Raw genomic sequence first — 24,378 nt, 5'->3', positions numbered from 1 at the left:
GATAGCGAATAATCACCAGTAGAGACAGTGAAAAATGAAAAAGAGACCCGCGGATGAACGAGCGTGCACCGATAATAGTTGAGTTTCCTTTGAGGGGGGAATGGCTCTCTCCAACAACGCCCGGGACCAAAATTCCAAGCCACGGCACGAACCGGTTCGGAACGAGATATGCGTATGATTTCATTCAGGTGGATTGGGAGAGAAAGGGCAATCCCGCCTATCGCGTGAGTTTCCTTCACTATTTGATTTTCGGGGTTTCCTTAAAGGACTACTACTGCTGGGGCCAAAACGTGTATGCACCGTGCGATGGGATCGTTGTTCAGGCAGAGGACGGTTATGAAGAACGGGCACGAACGAATCTGTTTTCGGACATCGCCAACGCCTACAAAAATGCGCATTACTTCGATCCGGAAAAAGATGACGCCCAGCGCATTGCGGGCAACTACATGATTCTGAAATGCGGCGAAAACGTCTATGCCGCGCTTGTCCATCTGCAGAAAGGGTCGGTCCAGGTTACTGTAGGACAGACCGTCAAAAAAGGAGACTTGATCGGGAGGGTGGGCCACTCCGGCAATTCATTTGCCCCGCATCTGCATTTTCAGTTAATGGACAGCAGCAACATAGCGACGGCAAACGGACTTCCTTGCGCTTTTGAAAAATACGAAGTATATAAAAACGGCGAGTGGAAATCCGTATCCAACGGGATTCCAACAGACAAAGACCGGATCCGGTTTTGTCCCCAATAAAAAAATTAGATACGGTTTTTGATCTCGGATGTGATCTTTGTTAAGAACTCTTCCGGCGTCATCGTCACCGTCTTTCCATCGCGGGTACGGATCGAAACGGTGTGATCCTCAAGCTCTTTTTCGCCGATGATGATCATATACGGGACGCGTTCGGTATAGTGCGCCTGCCGGATCATATATCCGATCTTTTCATTGCGGTTGTCGAGCTCGCAGCGGATCTTTGCATCCTTAAGCATCGCATAGATCTCTTCTGCATAACTCTCGCTCTTCTTTGTAACGAGAAGGACCTTGGCCTGCATCGGTGCGAGCCAGACAGGGAACCTGCCGGCGAAATGCTCGGTCAGGATGCCGATGAACCGCTCGATCGAACCGAAACAGACCCGGTGGATCATGATCGGCCGCTGTCTCTCATCGTTCTCATCCACATACGCGAGATCAAAGTTGATCGGCATCTGGAAATCGAGCTGGATCGTTCCACACTGCCAGGTACGGCCGAGACAGTCCTTTAAGTGGAAATCGATCTTCGGCCCGTAGAATGCCCCGTCTCCTTCGTTGATCGTGTAGGGAAGCTTCAGCAGATCCAGAGCGTCTTTGAGACCGTTCGTTGCTGCTTCCCAGTCCTCGTCGCTGCCCATACTGTTTTCCGGGCGGGTGGAGAGTTCCAGGAAGTACTCGAAGCCGAACTTGGTGTAAACCTCGTTGATGAGCCGGACAACGCCAGCGATCTCGTCGGAGATCTGGTTCTTTCTCATGAAGATATGGGCATCGTCCTGCGTGAAGCAGCGGACACGGAAGAGTCCGTGCAGCGTGCCTTTCAGCTCATGACGGTGAACCAGACCGAGTTCGGCGAGACGCATCGGAAGTTCCCGGTAACTATGCGGCTCGTTTGCGTAGACCATCACGCCTCCCGGGCAGTTCATCGGTTTAATGCAGTAATCCTCGTCATCGATGCAGGTCGCGTACATGTTGTCCTTGTAGTGATCCCAGTGTCCGCTGGTCTCCCAAAGACAGCGGTTCATGATCAAAGGCGTCGAGATCTCCTGATACCCGTTTTCTGCATGGAGTTCACGCCAGTAGTCGAGCAGGGAATTCCTTACGATCATGCCGTTTGGCAGGAAGAACGGGAATCCCGGACCCTCGTCAGAGAACATGAAGAGCTTCATCTCTTTTCCGATCTTGCGGTGGTCGCGGCGTTCCGCTTCTTCCTGCAGTTTGAGGAAATCCTCAAGCTCTTTTCCGCTCGAGAACGCGGTTCCGTTGATTCTCGTCAGCATTTTGTTTTTGCTGTCGTTTTTCCAGTATGCGCCGGACAGTCCGGTGAGTTTGAAGGCTTTGAGGGTCTTGGTATAAGTAAGGTGCGGGCCGGTGCACATATCGATGTATTCGCCCTGCTGGAAGAAACTCAGCGGCTCGTTCTCGTCCAGGTCGGCGATGTGCTCGACTTTGTACGGCTCTTTGCGCTCTTCCATCAGCTTCAATGCTTCGGCACGCGGAAGAATGAACGGTTTGATCTGCAGGTTGGCCTTGACGATCTCCCGCATCTCCTGTTCGATTGCGGCAAGATCGGTGTCGGAGAGTTTGGTGTCTCCTAGGTCAATGTCGTAATAGAATCCCTTCTCGGTAGCCGGACCATAGCCGAACGCTGCGTGAGGGTAGAGGCGTTTGACCGCCTGGGCCAGCACGTGGGCCGCTGTATGGCGTATTACGTGCAGTTCTTCTTCTTTCGGACACTCTCCGATTGTTCCGTCGCTGTAAATAACTTTCATGTATTCCTTCCTTTCCTCGTATTTTCCAACTCTATTTACGGCATTCAGATATGTTTCTGCCGGGCTTTTCCCGGTACGGTCAGATCTAAATATTCTTATGTGTTTTGGTTTTGCAAGGCATATGTATTTCGGTACAGGAGAACCAGCAGGGCTGATTACGTATGGACTAGCCGGCGGTTTCCCGGCCGAAAACCGTAGTATTATTATTCCCGCAGGTCCATCTCTGGATTATCGGTGAACTAACATGACGGAATCGATGGATCAGTATATGAGGGCCGCGTATGAAGAGGCGCTTGCCGGGCGAAACGAAGGAGGGATCCCGATCGGCGCCGTTCTCGTTCGAAACGGAGAAATTGTAGGAAGGGGACATAACCAAAGGGTCCAGAAGGGGAACCCTATCCTGCACGGGGAGATGGATGCTCTCTCGAATTCGGGCCGGCATCCGGCATCTTTCTACAAAGAATGCACCCTGTACACGACCCTTGCGCCATGCATCATGTGTTCTGGTGCGATTCTGCTGTATAAGATCCCGGAAGTCGTTGTAGGGGAAGACGTCAATTATCCTGGCGAAACTGCATTCCTGCGTTCACGCGGGGTCAAGGTGACGATCCTAAATAATGAAGAGATCATTCGTATGATGAAAACGTTTATCGAGGAAAATCCAACCGTCTGGAACGAGGATATCTCGGAAGAGGTCTGAGAGATTTTCACGTCGGTTTTCTTAACAGTGAAGATGCCTCTCCTTCATAATCGGACAGACCTACTTGTCAACTTGTCAGCTACTTGTCGAATCGTTTGACAACAAGAAGATGCCCAATTCTTCCTTTAAATCTAAAAATACCTTTAATTATAATAATAATTATTTTATTTTACAATTTTCCACAAAAGAGAGAGACAAGCCAAAAGACCCTCTCTGCCCGGCAGGCCTCATCACCCAACATCTCCTCTTTCCATACTTTCGTCAAATGGAACAAATTGGCAAATACCAAAATCAAAACCATCATCACCCTTCGATTGCCGAAATTCGCCAGCAAACACTTGACGAACCATTTGACAACTATCTTCAATTTTCGGCAAGTAGGTATCCGTTCCTCCTTATACCTCCATTTTGTGCATTTCGCTGATTTTCGTGAATTTTGTGTGATGACGGCAGGTGAAAAAACATGAAATGTCTAAAAGCAGGTGGATTTTCATCTCAATGATCCTTTTTTTCCCTTTTACTGAATTGGCACACGCCCACACCGCCTCCAAATTCTCAAATATTATTACGACGAATATATTCTGCATTGGTGAATAATATGACAATAACATACTGTGGTGACTTGGAGACCGTGTCGACGAAGATTTATGCAGCATCGGTTCTGACGATCTGAACCCTCTCATAAATCTTCAGTATTCCTTGGTGGTTTTACCGAGCGAGAGCTCTAAACCAGCATAGTTTTACGCATACGACAGTTACATAAAAAATGAAATATATCAAAAGCACTACCTACGATCCAAAGATCGTTACTGAAAAGATCATGGGGCCTAACCCCCTCAAATTAACCGAAGAACTTCTACAGGACCACAACATCCGACCTGGAGCCACCGTCATGGATCTTGGCAGCGGTCAGGGGCTCACTTCCGTCTTCCTTGCAAAAGATTACGGATTTCGCGTATTCGCCGCCGATCTCTGGAGCAATCCATCGGAGAACATGCGGTTCTTCGAACAGATGGGCTTAACAAGCGAGCAGATCATCCCGATCCACGCGGACGCGACCGACCTTCCCTTCGCAGAAGAGTTCTTCGATGCCGTTGTCTGCATAGATGCATACAACTTCTTCGGCAGAGACAAAGCATACCTCGGCGAGCATCTCCTTCCGTTCGTCAAACACGGTGGATACCTCTACTTCGCTATTCCGGGAATGAAAAGAGACTGCCACGACAATCTGCCGCCCGAACTCCTGCTCTCATGGACTCCCGAACTGCTCGACTATATTCACGACGCCGCATACTGGGAAGACGTCATTCGTGCCACGGACGGCGTCGAGATCCTTTCGATCCATGAGATGGAAAGCAATGAAGAGGTCTGGAACGACTGGCTCGCCTCAGACAACCCGTATGCAGTTGGCGACCGGAAAACCATGGAAGCCGGCGGCGGGAAGTACATGAACTTCATCGCAGTCATTCTTCGAAGAACGTAAAGAGAACGAGCCCGCAACTGATTGGTTTCATATTCAGTGACGCCAATATACATAGAGAACATGGTACATCTTACGATCGATATAGGAGGAAAACCCGGTAAAGACTGCCGGGGTTTTTGCTCTTATTGCTACTTCAAGCATGCAAAAGATGTACCCCCGTTCGGCTGCAGATACTGCATGCCGTTCAAAAAAGGATGCGATTACTGCGCCAAAGGCGTCAAAGAAGAGTACGCCGGCTTTTACTCGCTGCAAGACGTCGCGGACCATTTCCTTGCCGATCTGCAGATGGTGACAGGCGACATCACAAAAATCACGATATCGGGCGGGGGCGACCCGAGCTGCTATCCGGAGTTCAACTCTCTAATAGAGATCCTCGGCTCCCTCAACGTCCCTCTTCATATCGGGTACACGAGCGGAAAAGGATTCGATGATGTCGATATCGCCGATTTTATGATCGAGAATAATATGAAGGAAATTTCCTTCACGATTTTTGCAAGCGACCCTGCCCTTCGGGAAAAATACATGCATGATCCGACCCCGCAGGCCTCGCTCGACGTGATCGAACGGCTTGCCGCAAAAATCGATGTGTACGCCGCTCTCGTGATTCTTCCCGACGTAAACGACGGGGAAGTTCTCTGGAACACCCTTGGGTGGCTCGAAAAGATCGGGGTCAAAGGCGTTATTCTGATGAGGTTTGCGAACCGGGAAAACCAGGGCCTCATTCTGGATAATGCGCCCGTCATCGAAAACCAGCGGGTCCATACGGTGGAAGAGTTCCGTGAACTGGTCAGCGAAGCAGCGGCCAGATTCCCGAACCTTCGTCTGTCGGCAACGCCGCTCTACGATCCGGCATTCGACTCGCCGTTTGCGATCCGAAACGAGCCTGATCTGCTTGCCCATCTTCCCCGGGTAACCGGGAAGGTGTCGGTCGTCACCGGCAGTATCGCAGCCCCCTACATCGCGGAGATCCTTGGTGCATGCGGGGCCCTGGAAGGCATGGTCGTATCCGTAGATAAGGAGATATCCTGTCTTATCACGATCGATGATCTGAAAAAACTGGATGCATCGAAACTCGAAGAGACCGTTATCATTCCGGGCCGGGCCTTTGTCCACGATCCCGAGGCCGAATCGGTCCTTGATAAAAGAGTGATCCGCGGTCCGGAGACTTTGTCCGCCGACGGCGAAACCAGTATGGGGATGGATCTGACCGGTGTATTAACGATGGAGATGGAGGGTTTTACCTACCTGATCCAGCTCATCAATCAATACGGGAGAACAGAATGAACTACTCTGACCTGTATGCAAAGATCGGCTACACGTTTGCGAATGTCGATCTTCTTCTCCATGCCCTCACCCGAACGGCCTATGCCCGGGAAAACGAACTTTCCATGAGCGAGACGATGGATTCGCTGGCCGTTCTCGGAGATGCCGTCCTCGATCTGATCGTGATCCGCCGGTTAATCGAGGAAGGCGAGTTTGATAAAGGCGAGATCACCCGGAAAAAAATCGATCTCGTGAACATGACCGTGGTTCGAAAACTCGCAGAGGATATCGGTCTTCCTGAGTATATGCGGTGGGGAAAAGGCGAACTCCGCATGCAGATCTGGACAAGCGGCCGAGTTTCAGCCGAATGCTTCGAGGCGTTGATGGGGGCAGCATATCTTGACGGGGGTGTCGAGGCCTCTTCTGCTATCCTCGATCACGTCTGGATGCCGTGAAAAACCATAGAGCTTATTGGCAGTGAATACGATATGATAGACGTATGGTACGGGTAAAAGCATCCCACATTTTAGTAAAGACCGAAGCTCAAGCAAAAGAGATCATGCAGAAGATCTCTGCCGGCGATGATTTTGCCAAACTCGCCAAAATGTATTCGCAGTGTCCGTCAGGCAATGCCGGCGGCGACCTCGGCTATTTCGGCAAAGGCCAGATGGTGAAACCCTTCGAAGACGCCTGTTTCAAGGCAAAAGCCGGCGATGTTGTGGGCCCGGTCAAAACCCAGTTCGGCTGGCATATCATCAAAGTAACCGATATTAAGAACTGATCCTCTATGAAAAAATCTGCCTTCGATGACTTAGTCGCTGCTGTCAGGAGTGATGACAGCGCAAGGCAGGAGTCTGCGGCGAACAAGATCTGTTCATTGAACGATCCTGTTTCACTCTCTCATATTTTGTCCGTCCTCAAAGAGGATGATCCTCTGACCCAGCGCGTTATGCTCTGGGCGCTGCGGAATTATTCGGCAGATCTTGATTACGCGCAGTATCTTTCGTATCTTTCCTCCGAGGATCTCGGGGTCCGCGAAGCCGCGCTTATGCTCTTTATCGACGGAGGCCAGTCGGCAGTCGACACGCTGGTTACCGGCGTTTCTTCTCCGCATATGGCGATTCAGTATGCGTCTGTCCAGGCCCTTGGCCAATTTCGGGCTCCGGCAGCGATCCCTGCGCTGATCTCTGCTGCCTCGTCATCCGAACAGGATATCCGGGAGATCGCCGTGATGTCTCTTGGGGTTTATCACGATCAGATGATCGTTCCAACGCTCATCTCTGCGTTGTCGGATCTTCCTGAGATCAGGCTGGCGGCTCTCTCCGGTCTTCGCGGCCGGCAGCTGACCCGGGATGAGCTTTCGGCCGTTTTGAACGTTCTGACCGATGAATGCGAGGATATTCGCGCCGCCGCCGTGTATGTTCTGGATGCGCTGACTCCGGGCTCGCTCACCGCCGATTCTTCGCCGTATGTCAGGCGGGCCCTTGCTTCGGTGACCGCCGAGGTCCCTGTTCTTACCGAATTATGCTGTGACTCCGATCACTCGGTGAGATCGGCAGCGGCCGAATCGGTCCGAAAGCAGAAACTCAATCTGGAAGACACGCTTCTTCCGCTTCTTTCGGATTCGGTTCCGGGTGTTCGCCGGGCCGCTGCGTCTGCTCTCGGCAACTCAACAAGGCCTGATGTGGTCCCTGCTTTGATTGCCTGCCTTTCCGATCCAAAACCCGGGATCCGTGCCGCCGCTGCAGCTTCGCTTGGAAATATCGGCGGCGAGCCGGTGATTTTAGCACTGAAAGAGGCGGCAAATACCAATAATCCGATCCTTGCAGGGATCATTAAAAACGCTTTGACTACCGCGGAAGGAAAAAAATAATCACTCGACCGCAGTTCTCACTGCGATCTCTGTTTCCATTCTTTTGACTTCGTTTTCCACATCTTCTATCTCGATCATCTTGACGCGTTTTTCCATCGGCGGGTTGAGTTTTGCTTTCTGCTCATATTTGCCGATCTCGGCGGCGAAATCCTCCGGAATCATATCGATCCCTCTCAGGGCATCGATGAGTTCGCGGGAGAAGTAGGTGTCGATCTGGATCTTTCGCTTGGTCGCATGCGAGAGTTTGCCGATGAATCTGCAGAGTTTGTCCTGATCTTCGGGGCTCATCGTGTCGGTGAATTCGTAGTTCTCGATCTGCCGCAGAATCTGCAGGATCGGCGTCAGTGCCTCGGGCGTGATGATGTAGACCACATACTCTGCGAGATCGTAGTGATAGGTCGTGAGAACCTCAAGCGTGCTTGACGGGACGACGAGGAACACTTCCTTTCTGACATCGTCGTGTTTGCAGTATTTTTTCATCGACTCGGCCTGGTTTTTCAGATACGTCGGGAAGTTTTCCAGTTCTTCGGGATTTTTCGGACTCTTCGCATCGAAGATGGTGTACATCTTGCCGATCAGAACAACATTGTCGGGCGTTCCCGGGTGGGGGTATTCGCATTTTTCGCACCACACAAAATCATGCTTTCTGCAGATCGTCCGGATGCTTTCTGCGACCTCGCTCTCATGCTTCTGCCAGGAGACGGCAAGTTCCTCCTGTTTTCGAACCAGGCTGTCCATCTGTTCGTTCGCCAGGGTTTCGCGGTCGGATTTCAGCTGATCGTACAGCGTGTTGATCCGTTCGATTTTTCTGCTGTATTCTGCCGTCTGTTCCTCTCTGACACTGTCGTATGCGGATATCTGTTCTTTTGCCGCGATGAGATCCTGAGTTACCGTATCCAGCTTTTCCTTCTGCTCCAGATACTTCTCGGCTTCCTCTTTTCTTCGTGCGGCTTCGGCTGATATCTGCTCATCCCTTAGGCTTTCAAGGGCCGTGATCTGACCTTTTGCCCGGGTCAGGTTTTCCGTGAGTTCGGTGAATGCCGTCTCGAGATCCTGATATCTTTCCCGCTCCTCTTTTCTGCGCTCGGTTTCGGCGTAATTCTGCTCCTCGCGGGCTCCCTCGAGAGCGGCAATTTTTCCTTTTGCGGCGGTGAGTTCTTCTCCGAGCAGCAGGCTCTTTGTTTCAAGCCGCTGGTATCGTTCCGTCTCTTCCTTTCTGCGTTCAACCTCGGCTATGGTCTGCTCTTCACGCATCCTCTCGATACCAAACAGTTTTCCCCGTGCTGTTTCCAGTTCCCGTGCCGTGATCTCGAATCTGTCCCGGAGATTTTCCGAGGCTTTTCGTTCGGCATCCCTCAGCCCTTCGAGCGATGAGGTTCTCTGCAGCTCTCTTTGCAGCTCGCCGGAAACCTGGCTGAACCGCTGTTCGAGTTCCTGATATCTCCGTTTCGCCTCCTGTGTCTCTGCAAGATATTGCGAATATGCATCTTCGGCCCGGATTATCACCTGTTTCCAGGAAAACAGACGTTTAAAGAGACCAAGGCCGCGGAGATAGGTGATGAACTCGGATAGAGAGGAGGGTATCATTGACTAACACTTTAGAGGGTTTGTTATAAGCATTTTACGGTACCTGCGGATTTTTTCCCTCATGTTTTCCGAATCGTTCATCACCTTTCAACACAAACTGATTTATCAGTACATGGGATTGTTCGACAGGTTTAAAAAACAGGAGAATGCCGCTTCAAAAGAAGCCTCAAAAGAAGCAGACTCTGCGATGTGGTTCTCTCAGGCCGAGTCATATATCAGACTCGAACGATATACCGATGCTCTTCACTGTCTTGATAAAGCGATCGCCTGCGATAAGGAGAACCCGCTCGCCTGGCACGAGAAGGGCCGCCTCCTTGCTATGGTCAATGAAGAGAAGGCTTCGATACCCTGTTACGACCGGGCGATCGAACTCCGCCCGGACTCGGCGGTGTATTGCCATAATAAAGGGGATGCCCTTGCGACGTTTCACCGGTATGACGAGGCGGATGCCTGCTTTCTAAAGGCGCTTTCTCTCGCTCCCGACGACGTGGTGTTTCTTACCAGCCATGCACGGATGCTGTCGATCGCGAAAAAATTCAGCGAGGCCGACAAAGTCATGGCACATGTCTGCGATCTGGAACCCCGCGGTCCGGAACACTGGTTCAACCGTGCCACGATGCTGTATGACTGCGGGAAGCTCGAGGATGCGGTCACCTGCTATAAGGCAGCCTTTACGATCGCTCCGGGTCATTCGGTCAGTTACTTCAACTGCGGCAATGCTCTGTCTTCCTTGGGAAAACATGAGGAGTCGCTCTTTTACTACGACAAGGCTCTGAAATACGAACGCTCGATGACCGGGGCTATGAACAACAAAGGAATGGCGCTCAGCATCCTTGGAAGACATGAGGAAGCGTATGACTGTTTCCGCCGGGTTTTGATCGCTCTTCCAAACGACGCGGATGCCTGGTACAACAAAGGATACGAACAGATGCTTCTTGGAAAATATGCGGATTCGATCGAGTCTTTCGACAAGGCGCTCTCGTTTGCGAATGGAAATAACCGTGAGCTGATCAATAAATGCCGGGAAGCCAAAGAAAAGGCATCTCGGTCAATGTAAAAAAAATAAAAAAAATCTTTTTTAAGTAGGACTTACGCGGTAGGCTTTCTCATGCTTCCACACCCAGCCATATACTTCCCGAATTATATCCTCACAATCATCACATATTTCCTATCTGAATCCTTCACTCCAGCTGAACTATCTGGAAACGTAGAGGGGCCTCAGCAAATAGGATATCCCACCGTGGGCCGCTCCGCGCCGAAGTCGCGGCCCCGCACCCCATATCAAGAAAAGGCATTATTCATCTATTTTTTGCAGAAAAAAGACATGCAAGATAAGAAAAACCCGCACGCGGGTTTTTCCTCAGCATTTTTCCAGAGAGGGTGCGATTCTGTGTAGGCGATCAGCCGAAGCAGAGCACCCGAACGCAAGAAAAATGCGATTCGCGTTAATTCGCGGAGATTGGCGGTTAAATAACCTCATGTTTCCAAACCCAGCCATACCCTTCCCGAATTGGATTCACAACCACACCGCGTAAGTCCTATTTAAGATCCTTCGAAGCGCGAGTCGAACTTGGGGTTCAGGAGATGGACCTTTACGACCGCTCCTTCCTTGACGATGACCTCCGGCCAGAGTCTGGTCCCGGAGTGGATGGTAACATTGTTCTGCAGGATCGAGCGCGGGCCGACCACGGTATTGTGTTCAATGGAACAGTTATCTCCCATATTGGTATTGACGTCGATGATGCTGCCCGAGATCGTGGTGTTGGATCCGACGACGACCCCGTTGTAGATTGAGGATGAGAATATTTTTGCATTATTTTTGATAACGCAGTTGTCTCCGATACTGGTGTACGGACCGATGATGACGTTTTCTCCGATCATAACACCGTTTCCAACGATTACCGGCCCGACGATCCTCGATCCTGACCCAAGCGTTACGCCGTCTCCAAGTGTCACGGGTCCCGTGATATGCGCATCCTTAATATTGAGGGTTCCCGATACACTCGTCACGGTCTTTTCCTGCAGGATCCACTTCTCGGCGGCACGCAGCATCGCCGGGTTGCCGACATCCGTCCAGTTCCCGCGTGCCAGCCAGCCGTTGAGCTGATATCCTTTTTCCATTAAGAGCGGGAAGAGGTCTTTTGCGAAGTCGAACTTGGTGTTTTCCGGAATGAACTCGAAGATCTTCGGGTCGCAGACATAGATTCCCGTGCTTGCGAGGTTGGAGAAGATCTCTCCGGGCGCCGGTTTCTCTCTGAATCTCTGGATTCTGAGGGATGCATCGATCTCGGCGATGCCGAACTCGCGGGGATCCTCGATACTGATCAGACCGATCGAGGTGATCGCCGGGGAATTCATATGGTCCCGGTAAAACTCCAGGAGGTTGAGATCGGTCATGTGGTCGCCGCCGACCACGAGGAAGGGGGCATCTTCAAGATACTTCTGGGCGTTTTTCACACTGCCGGCAGTTCCGAGTTTTATCTCTTCGGAGACGTAGGTGATATTTGCGCCGTAGAGTGATCCATCTCCAAGTGCATCCTGAATATCGTTACCCAGATATCCAATGGTCAAAACGATATCGGTAAAACCGAGGTTGGCAAGGTGCGTAACCAGATGTACGATCGAAGGTTTGTTGGCTATCGGGATACAGGGTTTCGGCCGCTCAAATGTTAGCGGGCGAAGACGGGTTCCTTCTCCCCCGCACATAATGCATGCTTTCATTCCGTCTATATTTGTTGCAGGGTATTATGAGTATTGTGGGGTGGTGCGGGGACGAAATCTTCCTGAGAGAAAGAAAATAGCAAAAAAAAAAGATTGGCGATTCGGATTGGAATACTAGATTCCAAGAACCATGCGCAGGACATCCCGAAGACCGGGAGCAAGACCCACGACGATCATTGCAAGCAGAACCAGATGCCAAATCGCTTCCATTCCTTCCTCTTTCCGGAACTTTTCCAGAATCCAGATGGCGGGGATCAGCACAACGATTTTCAGCGCAAACATCACATACGGTGTTCCTGTAAGGTCGATCAGCGTGCTTCCAAGGACATGCTGTTCGATGTATCCTTTAAATGCGAGGGCGTAACTTGTCGCCGAGGCATCCAGCATATGTCCGCCAATCAAAACGAGATACAAAGGCTGATTCACATACTCCCAGCGGAACAGATATCGAAGAACCGCCCAAAGAGCCACCGCAGCTGCCGCCGCTATCAGAAGGACCAGGATTCCCGCACCCACATCAACATTGGTCGCCTGGGTAAACCCGAACCAGACCAAAAATCCTGCTACGATAAGGGACGAGATAATTCCGCCGAGCATGAAGGGCGTCGTGTATGATACGACCTTCTTCTTTTTCTGCAGCTGGTAGGAGATAAACAGCATCGCCATGGCAAAGAACATGGTGAGGAAATAGACCTGCGGGGTCACAAACAGGATCCACCAGGGTTCGGGGACCATGCCCGTATCTTCCACCACGCGAAGCAGTCCTCCGAGAATGATATATGTAAGACCGGTGAGGATCAAAGGCGTATCGATTGCAATATTTGCCTTTTTCAGACATCGGTAAAGTATATACAGTCCCAAGAGGACTAATAAAGCATACAAAATCGTCTGGATGACCGTATAGGTTGAGCCCTCCAGTTCGACTATCCACGCATATAATTCATTAAACATATAGGATCACGACCATGGAAGCTAAGAATAATAGGATACTCAAGGATAAAACCTTTGACAAATCCCGGTGGATTCAGATGCCGAGGGATGTGATCGCCGGTCACGATGCTTTGCTTCAGCTTCCTAACGTCATCACCGATCTGGGTGTCACCGGTCCATTACTTCTTCTTTCGGGAAAAACGACCCTGCAGACCGTGGGTCTCGAGGTTCTCCGGCTTTTGGAAGACCGACAGGTCACAAGCGCAGTAGTCGGGGAGATCACCTATGAGGAGATCGCGAGGGTCGAGGATCTGGCGCAAAACATCGGTGCGGTTTTGATCATCGCTGTGGGTGGAGGCCGGGTTATCGATACGGCCAAGGTCGTCTCCTACAATCTCGATATCCAGTTCATCAGTGTTCCAACCGCCGCATCCCATGACGGTATCGCCTCTTCGCGGGCCTCGATCATGACGGCAGACGGGAATGTGAGCGTGGCGGCCCATCCGCCGCTCGCCATCGTCGCCGACACGGGAATTATAGCGGGGGCCCCGCACCGGCTGATGGCTGCCGGGTATGCGGATATGGTGGCAAACTATACCGCCGTCATGGATTGGGATCTTTCAAAATCAAAGACCGGCGAACAGGTCAGCGAATATGCGATGACGCTCTCCATGATAACCGCCGAACTGATGGTGGAGAATGCGGAAAAGATCAAGGCCTTCGATGAAAATGCGGCCTGGATCGTTGTAAAGGCGTTGTTTGCCTCCGGCGTTGCGATGAGTATCGCCGGAAGTTCCCGCCCGGCATCGGGAGGTGAACACAAGTTTGCCCATATGCTCGAACGTCTGGTTCCCGGAAAAGTCCTTCACGGGGAAGCCTGCGGGGTTGGGACCATCATCAGTATGATCATGCACGAAGGAGACTGGAAAAAGATCCGGAACTCTCTTCGGTTGATCGGCGCCCCGACAACGCCGAAGGATCTCGGCATTTCCGACGAGATCGTCATTGAGGCAATTCTTCGGGCAAAAGAGATCCGCCCTGAGCGCTACACCATCTTTGATGAGGATATTACCAGAGAGCAGGCCGAGTGTCTGGTCGCCCGCTTATATGAGGAGTAAATCATGGATAAGGAAGAAACAATCGTAACAATCGTCGGCTCGGTTTTAGCTCATGAGGGTGCCGAGTTCGTGTATGCCGGAAAAGCAGCCGAATGCGAATCATGCAAAGTGGCAAAGGTCTGTCATAACGCAAAGCTTCGCGAAGGAAAAAGATACCGTGTCGTATCGGTCAGAAAAACAAAGCACGACTGCGCCGTACATGAAGGCGGGGCAAAGGCCGTGGAAGTGGCAGAAACGATCATCACGGCCGTCATCCCGACAAGTCAGGCGACCCGCAGAACCCGGATAACCTATACTCCCGTCTGCGATGATGTATTTTGCAAAGGATATGCATTCTGTCACCCGGACGGGCTGACTGAAAAGGGCAGATATGTGGTTCTGGAAGTTCTCGGTCCCTACTCCGAGTGTCCGAAAGGTACAAAGAACCTGAAACTCGTTGAGATGCGCCCGGTCCCAACGTAATTTCCGGCTGATTTCAAAGCCTGCGCTGCTCTTCGACTCGTTCAGTCAGCCTCAAGGCGACGTTCTCGATCCTTTTTTTCAGGAGTAAGGTATCAGTCAGGTTTTCCGGGACTCCCCACAAGATTCCGGCGAGCCCTCCGGCAATGCAGGCGATCGTATCCGTGTCCCCTCCTAAAACGCAGGCACGGCGGATCACGTCCGTATAGCTGCATCCGTCGCGAAAACAGGCGAGGGCGCATCTTGTCGTTTCTATCGGGTCGATCGACGGGATGAGTTCTCCCCTGAGGTAGTATTCGGGGATCTCTTTCAGGACATCTTCTTTCGATTTTCCTTCGGTCAGTCCTGCTGCGGCTTTGGATATTACCGCACAGCAGTTTCCTGCCGTTGTATCATAATGGGTATATGCCGATACCTTTCTGGCCACATTTTCAACATCCTTTGTCATCGTCAGACCGACGGGAATCGTCCGCATGACACTTCCGTTCGTGCTGCTCCCGCATGCGGCATGGAGCGCGGATACGGCTGCTTTTGGAATACAGCCCTGTTCGAGAAGCGAGGTCATCGTTTTGGTTGTTCTGCCGAACGTAGTGTCATCTTCACGGAGCGTAAGGATGACCTTATGGAGAAAAACTGTCATGTCGAAATATCCTGTTTCGCAGTACGTTTCGGCTAACGCCAGCATCATCAGCGTGTCGTCGGTGACATCTCCTGTTTTCAGATTGAACTGCCCGCCGCCTGACATGCGGATCTCTCTTCTCTCATCCCTGCCCGATCCCTCGAACGATGAACCGAGTGCATCGCCGACCGCACAGCCGAATAACCCTCCCCTAATCCTTGCCTGCAGATCATTCATAATTGTCATCACCTAGACCGTTCTTACATATAAGCTTGTCTGAAATCTGGCTTTCAGAGATGGGGCCGCGCTGAAAATCCGGGCATTTTTAACGGTTGGAATTCCAATCAAAGTTAGATTATTGCGTATATCTCATTGTCGTCGTGCAAAAACGGGTCTGTCTCTGAACTCTGATATAAATATGACGAGTAACCTATATGTGTCGATATGATAGAAAAGATTAAGGAAGATTTTTTGATAAGAGGTGTTACCAAATAATGCAGAAAGAAGAGTTACTACATTTACACATGTTGATGGTCCAGATTAAGAAATACTATGAATCCGTCTCTGGAAAAACCGTTCAAACTGTCGAATACGACGCATTGCAGATCTCGCCGATCCACATTCATAAAAATAAGAATCTGCATCGCGTCGCTCTTCTTACTCTCGGAAATGAGATCGTGTCGGAGATGCACGCCACTCAGACCGCCCAGACTCCGTTTGCCCAGGAATCCAGCCAGAGTATTGTTGCCGAACACTGATCTTATCACAAATGGAAGAGCACACCATTTATCGTGAGCTTATCTCACTCATTTTTTCCGATCCGAACCCGGATATTCAGCACATCAAACTTTCCGTGTGCCGTAAGTATTCTCTCGATGCGATGCCGAAAAATTCCGCGATTCTCGCCGCCGCAAAACCCGAGGAGTACGAGGCCCTTCGTCGCGTTCTGATGGTCAAACCGACACGAACACTCTCAGGCGTCGCTCCGGTCGCGGTGATGACGTCTCCTTGCGCCTGTCCGCACGGAAAATGTCTGCCGTGCCCCGGAGGACCTGATCACATATTCAAATCACCCCAGAGTTACACCGGAGAAGAACCGGCGGCTCTGCGTGCCCGTCAGAATGAGTATGATCCGTACCGTCAGGTGACCGCAAGACTTGGGCAGTTCAAACTTCTCGGACACCATGTCGATAAAGCCGAGCTGATCGTGATGGGGGGGACGATGACCGCCCGGGACGCTGCATATCAGGAATGGTTCGTTTCCGAATGTCTGCGGGCGATGAACGAGTTCTCCGGACAAAAATCCACCGCGGGATCGGTGGAAGAGCTGATGCTCGAGAACGAAAAAGCCGATGTCCGCTGTATCGCGACAACCTTCGAGACCCGTCCCGACTGGTGTCGGGAGGAACATATCAATAAGATGCTTGAACTGGGCGTGACCAAAGTCGAACTCGGGTTCCAACACACCGATGATGAACTCCTGCTGTTAAACAAACGCGGCCACACGGTTGCTGACAGCGTTTTGGCAAACACGCTCCTTCGGGATGCCGGCATCAAAGTCGGCTTTCATGTTATGCCGAATCTGTACGGAAGCACGATTCCGCGTGACCGGGAGATGTTCGATACGCTCTTCACCGACCCAAGATTTTGTCCGGATTTTCTAAAGATCTATCCAACATTGGTCACCCCCGGCGCAGAACTCGAAGAACTCTGGCAAAAGGGAGAATACAAAACATATGACGAGGATGACCTTGTCGATCTCCTCGCCTACGCAAAAAGCAGGCTTCCTCCCTATGTCAGACTTCAGCGTATCCAGCGGGATATTCCTGCAAAACTCATCGTCTCCGGTTCGATTCACGGGCACATACGTCAGATGGCTGCTGAAAGACTCAAAGAACAGGGAGGGAGCTGCCAGTGTATCCGGTGTCGGGAGATCGGTCGCCGCCCGAGTTCTGCCGTGGATGAGGAGAAGACCCTCGTGTATCCTTGCTGTGGGGGGACAGAACATTTCCTTTCGACCACTGCCGGAGAATCACTGATCGGTTTTGTTCGTCTGCGGTTTCCCGGAACCGTATTCAGACCGGAGCTCGACGGTGCGGCTCTCGTTCGAGAACTCCACGTGTACGGCGAAATCGTCCCTCTCGGTGTGCATGGGTCAGGAGAGAAGCGTCAGCACAGATCCTACGGTCAGCAGTTATTGTCGCGTGCCGAAGAAACTGCGCGGGATGCCGGATATTCCACGGTGGCCGTGATGAGCGGCATTGGGGTAAGACCCTATTATCATAGACAGGGATATCAGCGTATAGGTCCATATATGATTAAGAATCTATGAAACCTGCCACTCTGGAATTTCTCAGGCAGCGCTTTTTTGCCTACTACAATGGGGCTATCCCGGGAGCGGGTGCGGGATATAGCCCCGAATCCCTTACTGAACGGGAGTGGGGGTTTCTTTTCTTTACGGAAAACCAGCGTTCCGGGATGCGGCGTCATATCTCGTTCACTTCTCAGGATGAGCTGACCTCCTATCTGAAAAGCATGGTTCCGGCTCATGTGTATTACTCGACCGCATATTACACCCATCCGGGGGCAGCCCAGATGGCGGATAAAGAGTGGCGCGGGGCTGATGTCATCTTCGATTTAGATGCGGATCATATCGTTCGCGGCCCGTATGATATCATGCTTGCCCGTGTCAAAGAGGAACTTTTCAAACTCATCGATATGCTTACTGGAGAGCTCGGGTTTGCAAAACGGGATCTTCGAATCAACTTTTCCGGCGGGCGCGGATATCATGTCCATCTCCCGCTTCTTTCCGTTCGGGGCTGGGATACCGCCGAGCGGCGCGAACTGGTGAATTACGTCTCGGGCACCGGTCTTTCATTCGACAGCATGATGGCCCCCTCCCAAAAATCCGGCTGGAAGCTTCGCTATCACGATGCTCTAAACGATGAACTCGCCCGGATCGCGGGACTGCCGTGTGAAGATGCGCTTTCCTATTTGTCAGGCTTGTCCGGGATATCGGAGACGTTTGCGGCAGGATTTTTGAAAAACATCTCTCAGACCCAAAATCTGCTCAAATCGAATCCGGAAAAGCTTCTTGCAAACAAAGTGGTGCGGGCGATCGCCAACGCGGAAAATGAACCGTTCCAGGCAGGAATCCTCTCCCGCGCAGCCCAGGCGGACGAGCCGGTAACGACCGATGTGAAGCGTCTGATCCGTCACCCCGGCTCTCTGCACGGAGGATCCGGCATGCGCGTCGTTCCGATTTCCGTTGATCAGCTGGACGCATTCGATCCTTTAATCGATGCCGTGGTGTTTGGCGAACGAAATGTCTCCGTTGACTGCGCCTTCAATCTCTCCATGCCTATCCTTGGGAATAATTATACGCTGACAGCGGGCCGAAATGTTGTTCCCGAGGCATTGGGCGTTTTTCTCTGCTGCAGAGGGATTGCCGAATTGTCGGGAGGTATCTGAATGAGCCGCATCAGTACCTCCGATCTGCACGGATACTTGATCGACGAGAGAAATATGGGTTCCCTTGCCGAAATTCCGGCAACGCTCTATGAAGAGATCCATGCCGATATTCTTTCACTCTACAAGCAGGCCGCGGCGCACGAGGATCCGTTCGGTGAGGGCGCACAAAGTATTCTAAAGGAGCGCGAAAGTCTGCGCGAATATATTCGTGATCTCTACGGGGTCAGGACACGAAAAATCCTCGCTCTTGCCCTCGCTCGGGCAAATGGTGAAGAAATCGACCGGGATGAAATCAGGATGATGGTGCCGGGCGAACGCGTTTTGTTTGATGTCGTGTATGAATCAGCTCTCTCATGCAGAAAGACTCTTTTAGATGGGAAACCAACATTAGAGACCACTGCATACCATTTCGTTCCCGCAGAGGTTTCAGCCGAACAAGCTCCGGTTTTGCTGCAGCCTGTGAACGAAACTCCGGATGAGTTGTGCGCAGATGAAGTGAACGTAACGTCCGCCGATGCCCATGCTCCCGAGTCATACCGCGTGATAGCGGTATATGAAAATCTTCCAGAATTTCAGGATTATAGCGGACGAATTTACGCTCTTTCGCCAGGAGATGTCGTATCGCTGCCACCCCAGATGGCAGATGTTCTGTGTAAAGACAACAAAGCCTTAAGTATCAGGCTTCGCAAATAAGTATGGTATTTGGTATTCCCGTTTAAAAGGGGTAAATATTCATGAAGAAACCAGTAAAATTTAACACCTACTGCCCATACTGCCGGAAACACACCGAGCACGAGGTTGAGAGGGTAAAGAAAGGTAAGACAACCGGTCTCCACTGGATTGACCGTCAGAAAGCACGCCGCAGCAACGTTGGTAACCGTGGTAAATTCGGCAAAGTTCCGGGAGGAGACAAACCGACCAAGAAGATCAACATGCGCTACCGGTGCAAAGAATGCGGTAAAGCCCACTTAAGAGAAGGTTACCGTGCAGGTAAATTCGAACTTACGGAGTGAGTAATATGGTAAAAGCATCCCGAGAAACCCGGAGCAAATTCCTGAAGGTAAAATGTCCGGACTGTGAAAATGAACAGCTCGTATTCGAGAAAGCAACCTCCGTTGTTGAATGCACAGTCTGCGGCCGCATCCTTGCAGAGCCGACCGGCGGCAAAGCTGCTCTTAAAGCAGATATCGTAGCAACATTTGAATAAATCTGGAAAATTATCTAATGAGTGAAAGAGATTGGCCAATAGAAGGAGAACTTGTCGTCTGCAGCGTTACAGAAGTCAAGGACTTCGCGGCATTTGTAAACCTGGATGAATATGAAGGACGTCAGGGGTTAATTCCAATCGCGGAAATTGCCCGTGGCTGGATTAAATATATCCGGGACTACATCCGTGAAGGACAGAAAGTTGTCTGTAAAGTCCTTCACGTCGATGAACACCGCGGCCATATCGATCTTTCCCTCAAAGATGTCAATGAACACCAGCGCCGGGAAAAGATCCAGGACTGGAAAAACGAGCAGAAGGCACACAAGTGGATAGGGTTTGCCTCAGCCGAGTCGAAGGTCGACGTCAAGACGTTTGAAGAGGCAATGTATGCCGAATTTGGTTCGCTTTATGCCGCGTTCGAGGGTATCGCTTTATATGGCGATGCAACTCTCGCCAAATTCTCGCTTCCAGCCGAAGCAGCAGCTGCCTTGGCAAAGGTTGCTTCTGAAAATGTCAAGGTTCCAAAAGTCACCGTCAGTGCGATTTTGGAACTGACCTCCACCAAACCCGACGGAGTCAACATTATTCGCCGCGCTCTTAGGAGTGCTGAACCCAAAGTTGACGGTGCCGAGATCGAACTTCTCTATCTTGGAGCGCCGCACTACCGGGTTAAAGTTGTCGCCCCGGATTATAAGACTGCAGAAAAAGCTCTGGTCAAAGCATCCGAAGCAGCGATCGGTGTGATGGAACGCGCTGAAGGTTCCGGCAAACTCATCCGGAAACAGAAGTAATATCCGGTGTTTTTCATGACAGGTCATATTCGTAGATGCCCTGAATGCAACACCTACACTCTTTTTAATACATGTCAGAAATGCGGATGTCCTACGGTGTCTGCCCATCCGGCAAGATATTCTCCTGAGGATCCCTATGGTAAATATCGAAGGATGGCAAAAACATGGATCAAGTAAACGTCAGATGGTATGTTGAGGATGTCGCCGCTCACTCCTCTCCGATCGTGATTGCCGGACTCCCCGGTGTCGGACATGTCGGCAAACTCGTGGTCGATCATCTTGTTCATGTTCTCTCGGCCGTAAAAGTTGCCGAGATCACATCTACACTCTTTCCTCCGCAGATGTATCTTTCCGAGGATGCGGTACTCCGCATGCCGAGAAACGAGGTGTTTTTTGCGCCAGGGTCGGAGAATTCCCCCGCGGTCCTTCTCCTAGCGGGCGATTGTCAAAGCACGACGCCCGAGGGTCATTATATTCTTGGGAATGCGTATATCCGCATCTTTGAACTTCTGGGAGTAAAACGGATATATACGCTCGGCGGATACGGGGTCGGCCGAATGGTAGAGACGCCGCGGATTCTTGCCGCACTTTCCTCCTCATCCCTCAAAGAAGAGGTTCTTTTTGCCGGAGCCGTGTTGAACAAAGACGAACCGGTCGGCGGGATCATCGGTGCCGCCGGTCTTTTGATCACGCTCGGCCGTCTTGTAGGAATGGAGGGCATCGCTCTCCTTGGTGAGACCTCCGGCTATCTGGTGGATCCCGTCAGTTCGACCGCTGTTCTCGATGTCCTGGAGAAACTTACCGGCATCAAAGCCGACCGGACCGAACTTGCCGAACTTGCTTCGCAGATGATGACGGAAGTCTCGGCAATTGCCTCAACCATGCAGAAAAACAATGCCGACGATCTGCGCTATATCGGATAATGTCCATGCAGTACAACGCCGATCTCCATTTACACTCCTGTTTTTCGATGGCGACCTCTCCCGAGATGGTCCCAAAACAGATACTTGCCGGCTGCCGGACCAAGGGGATTCATGTTGTTGGAAGCGGGGATGCACTCCATCCTGTCTGGCGCGGGATGTGGGAACCGTTTCTCGAAAATGAGTATGGGATCACGGTTGTTCCCCAGACCGAGGTTGAGGACTCTTCCCGTGTCCATCATCTGATCTTAATGGAAACCTTCGACCAGTTTGCTGAACTCCAGCAGAGGTTTACACCGGCATGCGGACATCTTACGACTGCGGGCCGCCCTCATCTCCATCTTTCCGGGGAAGAGATCGCCCGGGAGGTTCATGACCTTGGCGGGATGATTGGGCCGGCGCATGCCTTCACGCCGTGGACTTCTCTTTTTGCCGCGTTCGATTTGCCTTCTGAATGTTACGGCGAAGAGAGCATCGAGTTCTGCGAGCTGGGGCTTTCCGCCGATTCATCCTACGGGGCCGGCATCGAAGAGTTTGCCGGCGTTCCTTTTCTTTCGAATTCGGATGCCCACAGTGCCGCGCCTGAGAAACTCGGCCGCGAGTTTACGCGCCTGGAGATGTCGGCTTCAACGGTTCCTGCGGTTCTCGAGGCGATAAAAAAAGGTTCGGTCGTGCTGAATGCCGGTTTTTTCCCGGAAGAAGGAAAATACAACCGAACCGCCTGCACGCGGTGTTATGCGCAGTTCTCTCTTGCTGAAGCCGAGCGTCTTCACTGGAAGTGCCCTGCTGACAAAGGCCGGATAAAAATCGGTGTGAGGGAACGCGCAGAACAGCTTTCCACGATCCCTCCAACGGTCCGTCCGCCCTATCTGAAGATGGTGCCGCTTGGCGAAGTCATTGCCCGCGTTCTGGGTGTTTCCTCGCCAAACACTAAAAAAGCACGAGCGCTTTATTCTGCATTTATCGAGGCATTCGATAATGAGATCGCAATTCTCCTTGAAGTGCCGCGTGATGAACTGGCCCGCATATCGCCAGAGATAGCCGGAGCCGTTTTATCGATGCGGGAAGGCCGCGTCACGCTGATTCCCGGCGGCGGCGGCCGCTATGGATCTTTTACCCTTTGATTATTCACGCGAGAAATGCGCATCGCGATTCATCCATGATCTGCACATCGTCAAGCGACCACAGGCGCATATTCCTTGAGGTTTTTTCAATACCGAGTTCGATGTCCGAGTCGATGTCGATAAGATAAGCATCGAGTTCCTGAACGCGCATTCTGTTTGCAGCAACGGCCCGGTGATGTCCGTCGATCAGGATGTATTTGCCCCTTCTCCGAACAACGATCAACGGTTCGGCAAGACCTTTTTTGATCTCATACGCCCGCCCGTCCAGTTCATCCATATACACTTTGGACTGGGTTGGAATCAGACTTTTAACAGGAACCATGCCGCGTGAAAGCAGAGGATCCAATCCGTACAGCGTTTTGAGGGTGGTCATGTAATCGAACACCTTCTCCGGCGTGACGCGTTCGATCTGGGAGCGGATCACATCCGCATTCGTGATGATGCCGACAAATTGTCCCTCATTATCAACAACCGGAAGTTTCTGGACGCAGAACCTGAACATTTTCCGTGCGACATCGGTCATACCTTCGTTAGGCTGGGTTTTGAGTATCACCGGCTCCATCAGGGGGGCGATGCCGTCGGTTGCTTTAGCGCCGATGATATTCTTCGCTCCAATCAGACCGACGACTCTTCCCTTACATAATACAGGAAATCCGTCATGGGTTGTGGTCCGGATAAGTCCAATAACATCCTTTACCGTCTTTCCCGCATCAAGACTGATCACATTGGTCGTCATATATTCACTGACGAGTTTCTTCTCGGTCGGGATCAGTTTCGGGTGTGTGGGACGCACCAGGGATCTTTCCGGACTGTCGTCGATTTTTACATCTTTGATGCTGAAAATTTTCATCGCATGTGCGGTTTTTTCCAGTCCAAGTTCAATATCGGCATCCAGATACACAACGTATGCGTCCAATTCACTTAATCCGAGTTTTTCAGCTGCTACCGCCCGGTGGTGGCCATCGACCAGAATGATCCGCTCTCCGGATTTCACCACGATAACCGGCTCGGCGAGATTTTTCTGGAGTTCGTATGTTCTCCCTTCAAGTTCGTCCTGATGAACGGAACTTTGGGTCGGCTGGATATCTTTGACGGGGATATGTTCACGCTTGAGATGGGTCTCTACCCCATACAGAGCGTGAAGCGCCCGCATGAAATTGAATACTTTTTCCGGTGTTACACGTTCGATCTGGGATCGAATCACATCCATATTGGAGATGATGCCTAAGAGTTCATTATCCGGCCCGATCACGGGGAGCTTCTGGATGCCGGTTCTGAATATCCGGCGTGCAACCTCGGTAATCGTCACATCAGGACGTGCAGTGATGGGGTGGCGCGTCATCCTCAGTTCAACTTTTGTTGACGGGTGTTCGCCGATGATGTCACGTGCAGAGATGTATCCTACAACTTTTCCCAGTCTGAGGACTGGAAACCCGTCATGATCCGTTGTATGAATCAGGCGGATCACATCCCCAACCGTTTTGGATGCATCGATACTTATGACATCGTGTGTCATGTAGTCGCGGACCTGTTTTTTTTCCATCGCTTAAGCCTAGTATTCGTAATCAGAGGACATCAATTTTGTTAAAAAAAGGTTTGG

At 51.4% G+C, this 24,378-nt stretch carries 27 protein-coding genes; 20 read left to right on the top strand and 7 right to left on the bottom strand.

Annotated features, from left to right (window positions below; genetic code table 11):
* Positions 1-53: 53 nt before the first annotated feature.
* Positions 54-746, top strand: a complete 693-nt coding sequence (locus MLAB_RS06990) for a M23 family metallopeptidase (RefSeq protein WP_011833690.1) — start codon at positions 54-56, stop codon at positions 744-746.
* Positions 747-751: 5 nt separating this feature from the next.
* On the opposite strand, the gene thrS is transcribed toward MLAB_RS06990, so the two are convergent.
* Positions 752-2,512, bottom strand: coding sequence for a threonine--tRNA ligase (gene thrS / locus MLAB_RS06985; protein WP_011833689.1), 1,761 nt, complete (start codon positions 2,510-2,512; stop codon positions 752-754).
* A gap of 244 nt (positions 2,513-2,756) precedes the next feature.
* Here thrS and MLAB_RS06980 point away from each other — a divergent pair, with 244 nt between their 5' ends.
* The gene (locus MLAB_RS06980) at positions 2,757-3,212 is read left to right on the top strand and encodes a nucleoside deaminase (protein ID WP_011833688.1); all 456 of its coding nucleotides are present in this window, start codon (positions 2,757-2,759) and stop codon (positions 3,210-3,212) included.
* Between the two features lie 230 nt (positions 3,213-3,442).
* Here MLAB_RS06980 and MLAB_RS09875 read toward each other — a convergent pair whose 3' ends face one another.
* On the bottom strand, positions 3,443-3,589 hold the full coding sequence (locus MLAB_RS09875) for a hypothetical protein (RefSeq protein ID WP_187146109.1): 147 nt from the start codon (positions 3,587-3,589) through the stop codon (positions 3,443-3,445).
* Between the two features lie 389 nt (positions 3,590-3,978).
* Between MLAB_RS09875 and MLAB_RS06965 the strand changes: the two genes are divergently transcribed.
* From MLAB_RS06965 to MLAB_RS06945, 5 genes are read left to right on the top strand one after another with little or no spacing between them, the layout of a single operon-like run.
* Positions 3,979-4,695 (top strand): SAM-dependent methyltransferase, encoded by a 717-nt coding sequence (locus MLAB_RS06965; protein WP_011833687.1) that lies wholly within the window; start codon positions 3,979-3,981, stop codon positions 4,693-4,695.
* Between the two features lie 60 nt (positions 4,696-4,755).
* On the top strand, positions 4,756-5,979 hold the full coding sequence (gene mmp10 / locus MLAB_RS06960; protein WP_011833686.1) for a methyl coenzyme M reductase-arginine methyltransferase Mmp10: 1,224 nt from the start codon (positions 4,756-4,758) through the stop codon (positions 5,977-5,979).
* On the top strand, positions 5,976-6,413 hold the full coding sequence (locus MLAB_RS06955) for a ribonuclease III domain-containing protein (protein ID WP_011833685.1): 438 nt from the start codon (positions 5,976-5,978) through the stop codon (positions 6,411-6,413). The genes mmp10 and MLAB_RS06955 overlap by 4 nt, the downstream gene beginning before the upstream one ends.
* 44 nt (positions 6,414-6,457) lie before the next feature.
* Positions 6,458-6,739: a peptidylprolyl isomerase gene (locus MLAB_RS06950; RefSeq protein WP_011833684.1), complete on the top strand. Its 282-nt coding sequence runs from the start codon at positions 6,458-6,460 to the stop codon at positions 6,737-6,739.
* A gap of 6 nt (positions 6,740-6,745) precedes the next feature.
* Entirely contained in the window at positions 6,746-7,831 is a 1,086-nt protein-coding gene (locus MLAB_RS06945; protein WP_011833683.1) for a HEAT repeat domain-containing protein, read from the top strand.
* On the opposite strand, the gene MLAB_RS06940 is transcribed toward MLAB_RS06945, so the two are convergent.
* Complete coding sequence (locus MLAB_RS06940) at positions 7,832-9,418, bottom strand: hypothetical protein (RefSeq protein ID WP_011833682.1); 1,587 nt, start codon at positions 9,416-9,418, stop codon at positions 7,832-7,834.
* A gap of 112 nt (positions 9,419-9,530) precedes the next feature.
* Here MLAB_RS06940 and MLAB_RS06935 point away from each other — a divergent pair, with 112 nt between their 5' ends.
* Entirely contained in the window at positions 9,531-10,475 is a 945-nt protein-coding gene (locus MLAB_RS06935) for a tetratricopeptide repeat protein (protein WP_187146108.1), read from the top strand.
* A 485-nt stretch (positions 10,476-10,960) separates the two neighbouring features.
* On the opposite strand, the gene MLAB_RS06925 is transcribed toward MLAB_RS06935, so the two are convergent.
* Together MLAB_RS06925 and MLAB_RS06920 are read right to left on the bottom strand one after the other, a co-directional pair.
* Entirely contained in the window at positions 10,961-12,139 is a 1,179-nt protein-coding gene (locus MLAB_RS06925; RefSeq protein WP_011833680.1) for a sugar phosphate nucleotidyltransferase, read from the bottom strand.
* Between the two features lie 114 nt (positions 12,140-12,253).
* Complete coding sequence (locus tag MLAB_RS06920) at positions 12,254-13,090, bottom strand: DUF63 family protein (protein WP_011833679.1); 837 nt, start codon at positions 13,088-13,090, stop codon at positions 12,254-12,256.
* Between the two features lie 14 nt (positions 13,091-13,104).
* On the opposite strand from MLAB_RS06920, the gene MLAB_RS06915 reads away from it, so the two are divergent.
* Together MLAB_RS06915 and MLAB_RS06910 are read left to right on the top strand one after the other, a co-directional pair.
* The gene (locus MLAB_RS06915) at positions 13,105-14,187 is read left to right on the top strand and encodes an NAD(P)-dependent glycerol-1-phosphate dehydrogenase (RefSeq protein WP_011833678.1); all 1,083 of its coding nucleotides are present in this window, start codon (positions 13,105-13,107) and stop codon (positions 14,185-14,187) included.
* 3 nt (positions 14,188-14,190) lie between these two features.
* Positions 14,191-14,649 (top strand): UPF0179 family protein, encoded by a 459-nt coding sequence (locus tag MLAB_RS06910; RefSeq protein WP_011833677.1) that lies wholly within the window; start codon positions 14,191-14,193, stop codon positions 14,647-14,649.
* A gap of 13 nt (positions 14,650-14,662) precedes the next feature.
* Here MLAB_RS06910 and MLAB_RS06905 read toward each other — a convergent pair whose 3' ends face one another.
* Positions 14,663-15,502, bottom strand: a complete 840-nt coding sequence (locus MLAB_RS06905) for an ADP-ribosylglycohydrolase family protein (protein ID WP_011833676.1) — start codon at positions 15,500-15,502, stop codon at positions 14,663-14,665.
* Positions 15,503-15,759: 257 nt separating this feature from the next.
* On the opposite strand from MLAB_RS06905, the gene MLAB_RS06900 reads away from it, so the two are divergent.
* The 10 genes from MLAB_RS06900 to MLAB_RS06860 are packed head-to-tail and all read left to right on the top strand — an operon-like array spanning position 15,760 to position 22,778.
* Positions 15,760-16,023 (top strand): UPF0058 family protein, encoded by a 264-nt coding sequence (locus tag MLAB_RS06900; protein WP_083755064.1) that lies wholly within the window; start codon positions 15,760-15,762, stop codon positions 16,021-16,023.
* An 11-nt stretch (positions 16,024-16,034) separates the two neighbouring features.
* Positions 16,035-17,597, top strand: coding sequence for a tRNA uridine(34) 5-carboxymethylaminomethyl modification radical SAM/GNAT enzyme Elp3 (locus MLAB_RS06895; protein ID WP_011833675.1), 1,563 nt, complete (start codon positions 16,035-16,037; stop codon positions 17,595-17,597).
* Positions 17,594-18,736 (top strand): DNA primase small subunit domain-containing protein, encoded by a 1,143-nt coding sequence (locus MLAB_RS06890; protein ID WP_011833674.1) that lies wholly within the window; start codon positions 17,594-17,596, stop codon positions 18,734-18,736. Before MLAB_RS06895 ends, MLAB_RS06890 begins: the two co-directional genes overlap by 4 nt.
* The gene (locus MLAB_RS06885; RefSeq protein ID WP_011833673.1) at positions 18,737-19,429 is read left to right on the top strand and encodes a hypothetical protein; all 693 of its coding nucleotides are present in this window, start codon (positions 18,737-18,739) and stop codon (positions 19,427-19,429) included.
* Positions 19,430-19,470: 41 nt separating this feature from the next.
* Positions 19,471-19,749 carry a 50S ribosomal protein L44e gene (locus MLAB_RS06880; protein WP_011833672.1) on the top strand — a complete coding sequence of 93 codons (279 nt, stop codon included), beginning with the start codon at positions 19,471-19,473 and terminating at the stop codon, positions 19,747-19,749.
* A gap of 5 nt (positions 19,750-19,754) precedes the next feature.
* Positions 19,755-19,943 carry a 30S ribosomal protein S27e gene (locus MLAB_RS06875; RefSeq protein WP_011833671.1) on the top strand — a complete coding sequence of 63 codons (189 nt, stop codon included), beginning with the start codon at positions 19,755-19,757 and terminating at the stop codon, positions 19,941-19,943.
* 17 nt (positions 19,944-19,960) lie between these two features.
* Positions 19,961-20,734 carry a translation initiation factor IF-2 subunit alpha gene (locus MLAB_RS06870; RefSeq protein WP_011833670.1) on the top strand — a complete coding sequence of 258 codons (774 nt, stop codon included), beginning with the start codon at positions 19,961-19,963 and terminating at the stop codon, positions 20,732-20,734.
* 15 nt (positions 20,735-20,749) lie between these two features.
* The gene (locus MLAB_RS09640) at positions 20,750-20,911 is read left to right on the top strand and encodes an RNA-protein complex protein Nop10 (protein ID WP_011833306.1); all 162 of its coding nucleotides are present in this window, start codon (positions 20,750-20,752) and stop codon (positions 20,909-20,911) included.
* A complete protein-coding gene (locus MLAB_RS06865) occupies positions 20,899-21,657 on the top strand; it encodes a proteasome assembly chaperone family protein (protein WP_011833669.1) in 759 nt (252 codons plus the stop codon). The genes MLAB_RS09640 and MLAB_RS06865 overlap by 13 nt, the downstream gene beginning before the upstream one ends.
* A gap of 5 nt (positions 21,658-21,662) precedes the next feature.
* Positions 21,663-22,778 (top strand): endonuclease Q family protein, encoded by a 1,116-nt coding sequence (locus MLAB_RS06860; RefSeq protein ID WP_048062285.1) that lies wholly within the window; start codon positions 21,663-21,665, stop codon positions 22,776-22,778.
* Between the two features lie 4 nt (positions 22,779-22,782).
* Here MLAB_RS06860 and MLAB_RS10050 read toward each other — a convergent pair whose 3' ends face one another.
* Positions 22,783-24,321, bottom strand: coding sequence for a CBS domain-containing protein (locus MLAB_RS10050; protein ID WP_011833667.1), 1,539 nt, complete (start codon positions 24,319-24,321; stop codon positions 22,783-22,785).
* Positions 24,322-24,378: the final 57 nt, after the last annotated feature.

The organism is Methanocorpusculum labreanum Z (genome assembly GCF_000015765.1).
GTDB classification, from domain to species: domain Archaea; phylum Halobacteriota; class Methanomicrobia; order Methanomicrobiales; family Methanocorpusculaceae; genus Methanocorpusculum; species Methanocorpusculum labreanum.
The sequence above is the reverse complement of the archived record's forward strand: the minus strand, read 5'-3'. Positions and strand labels throughout refer to the sequence as shown.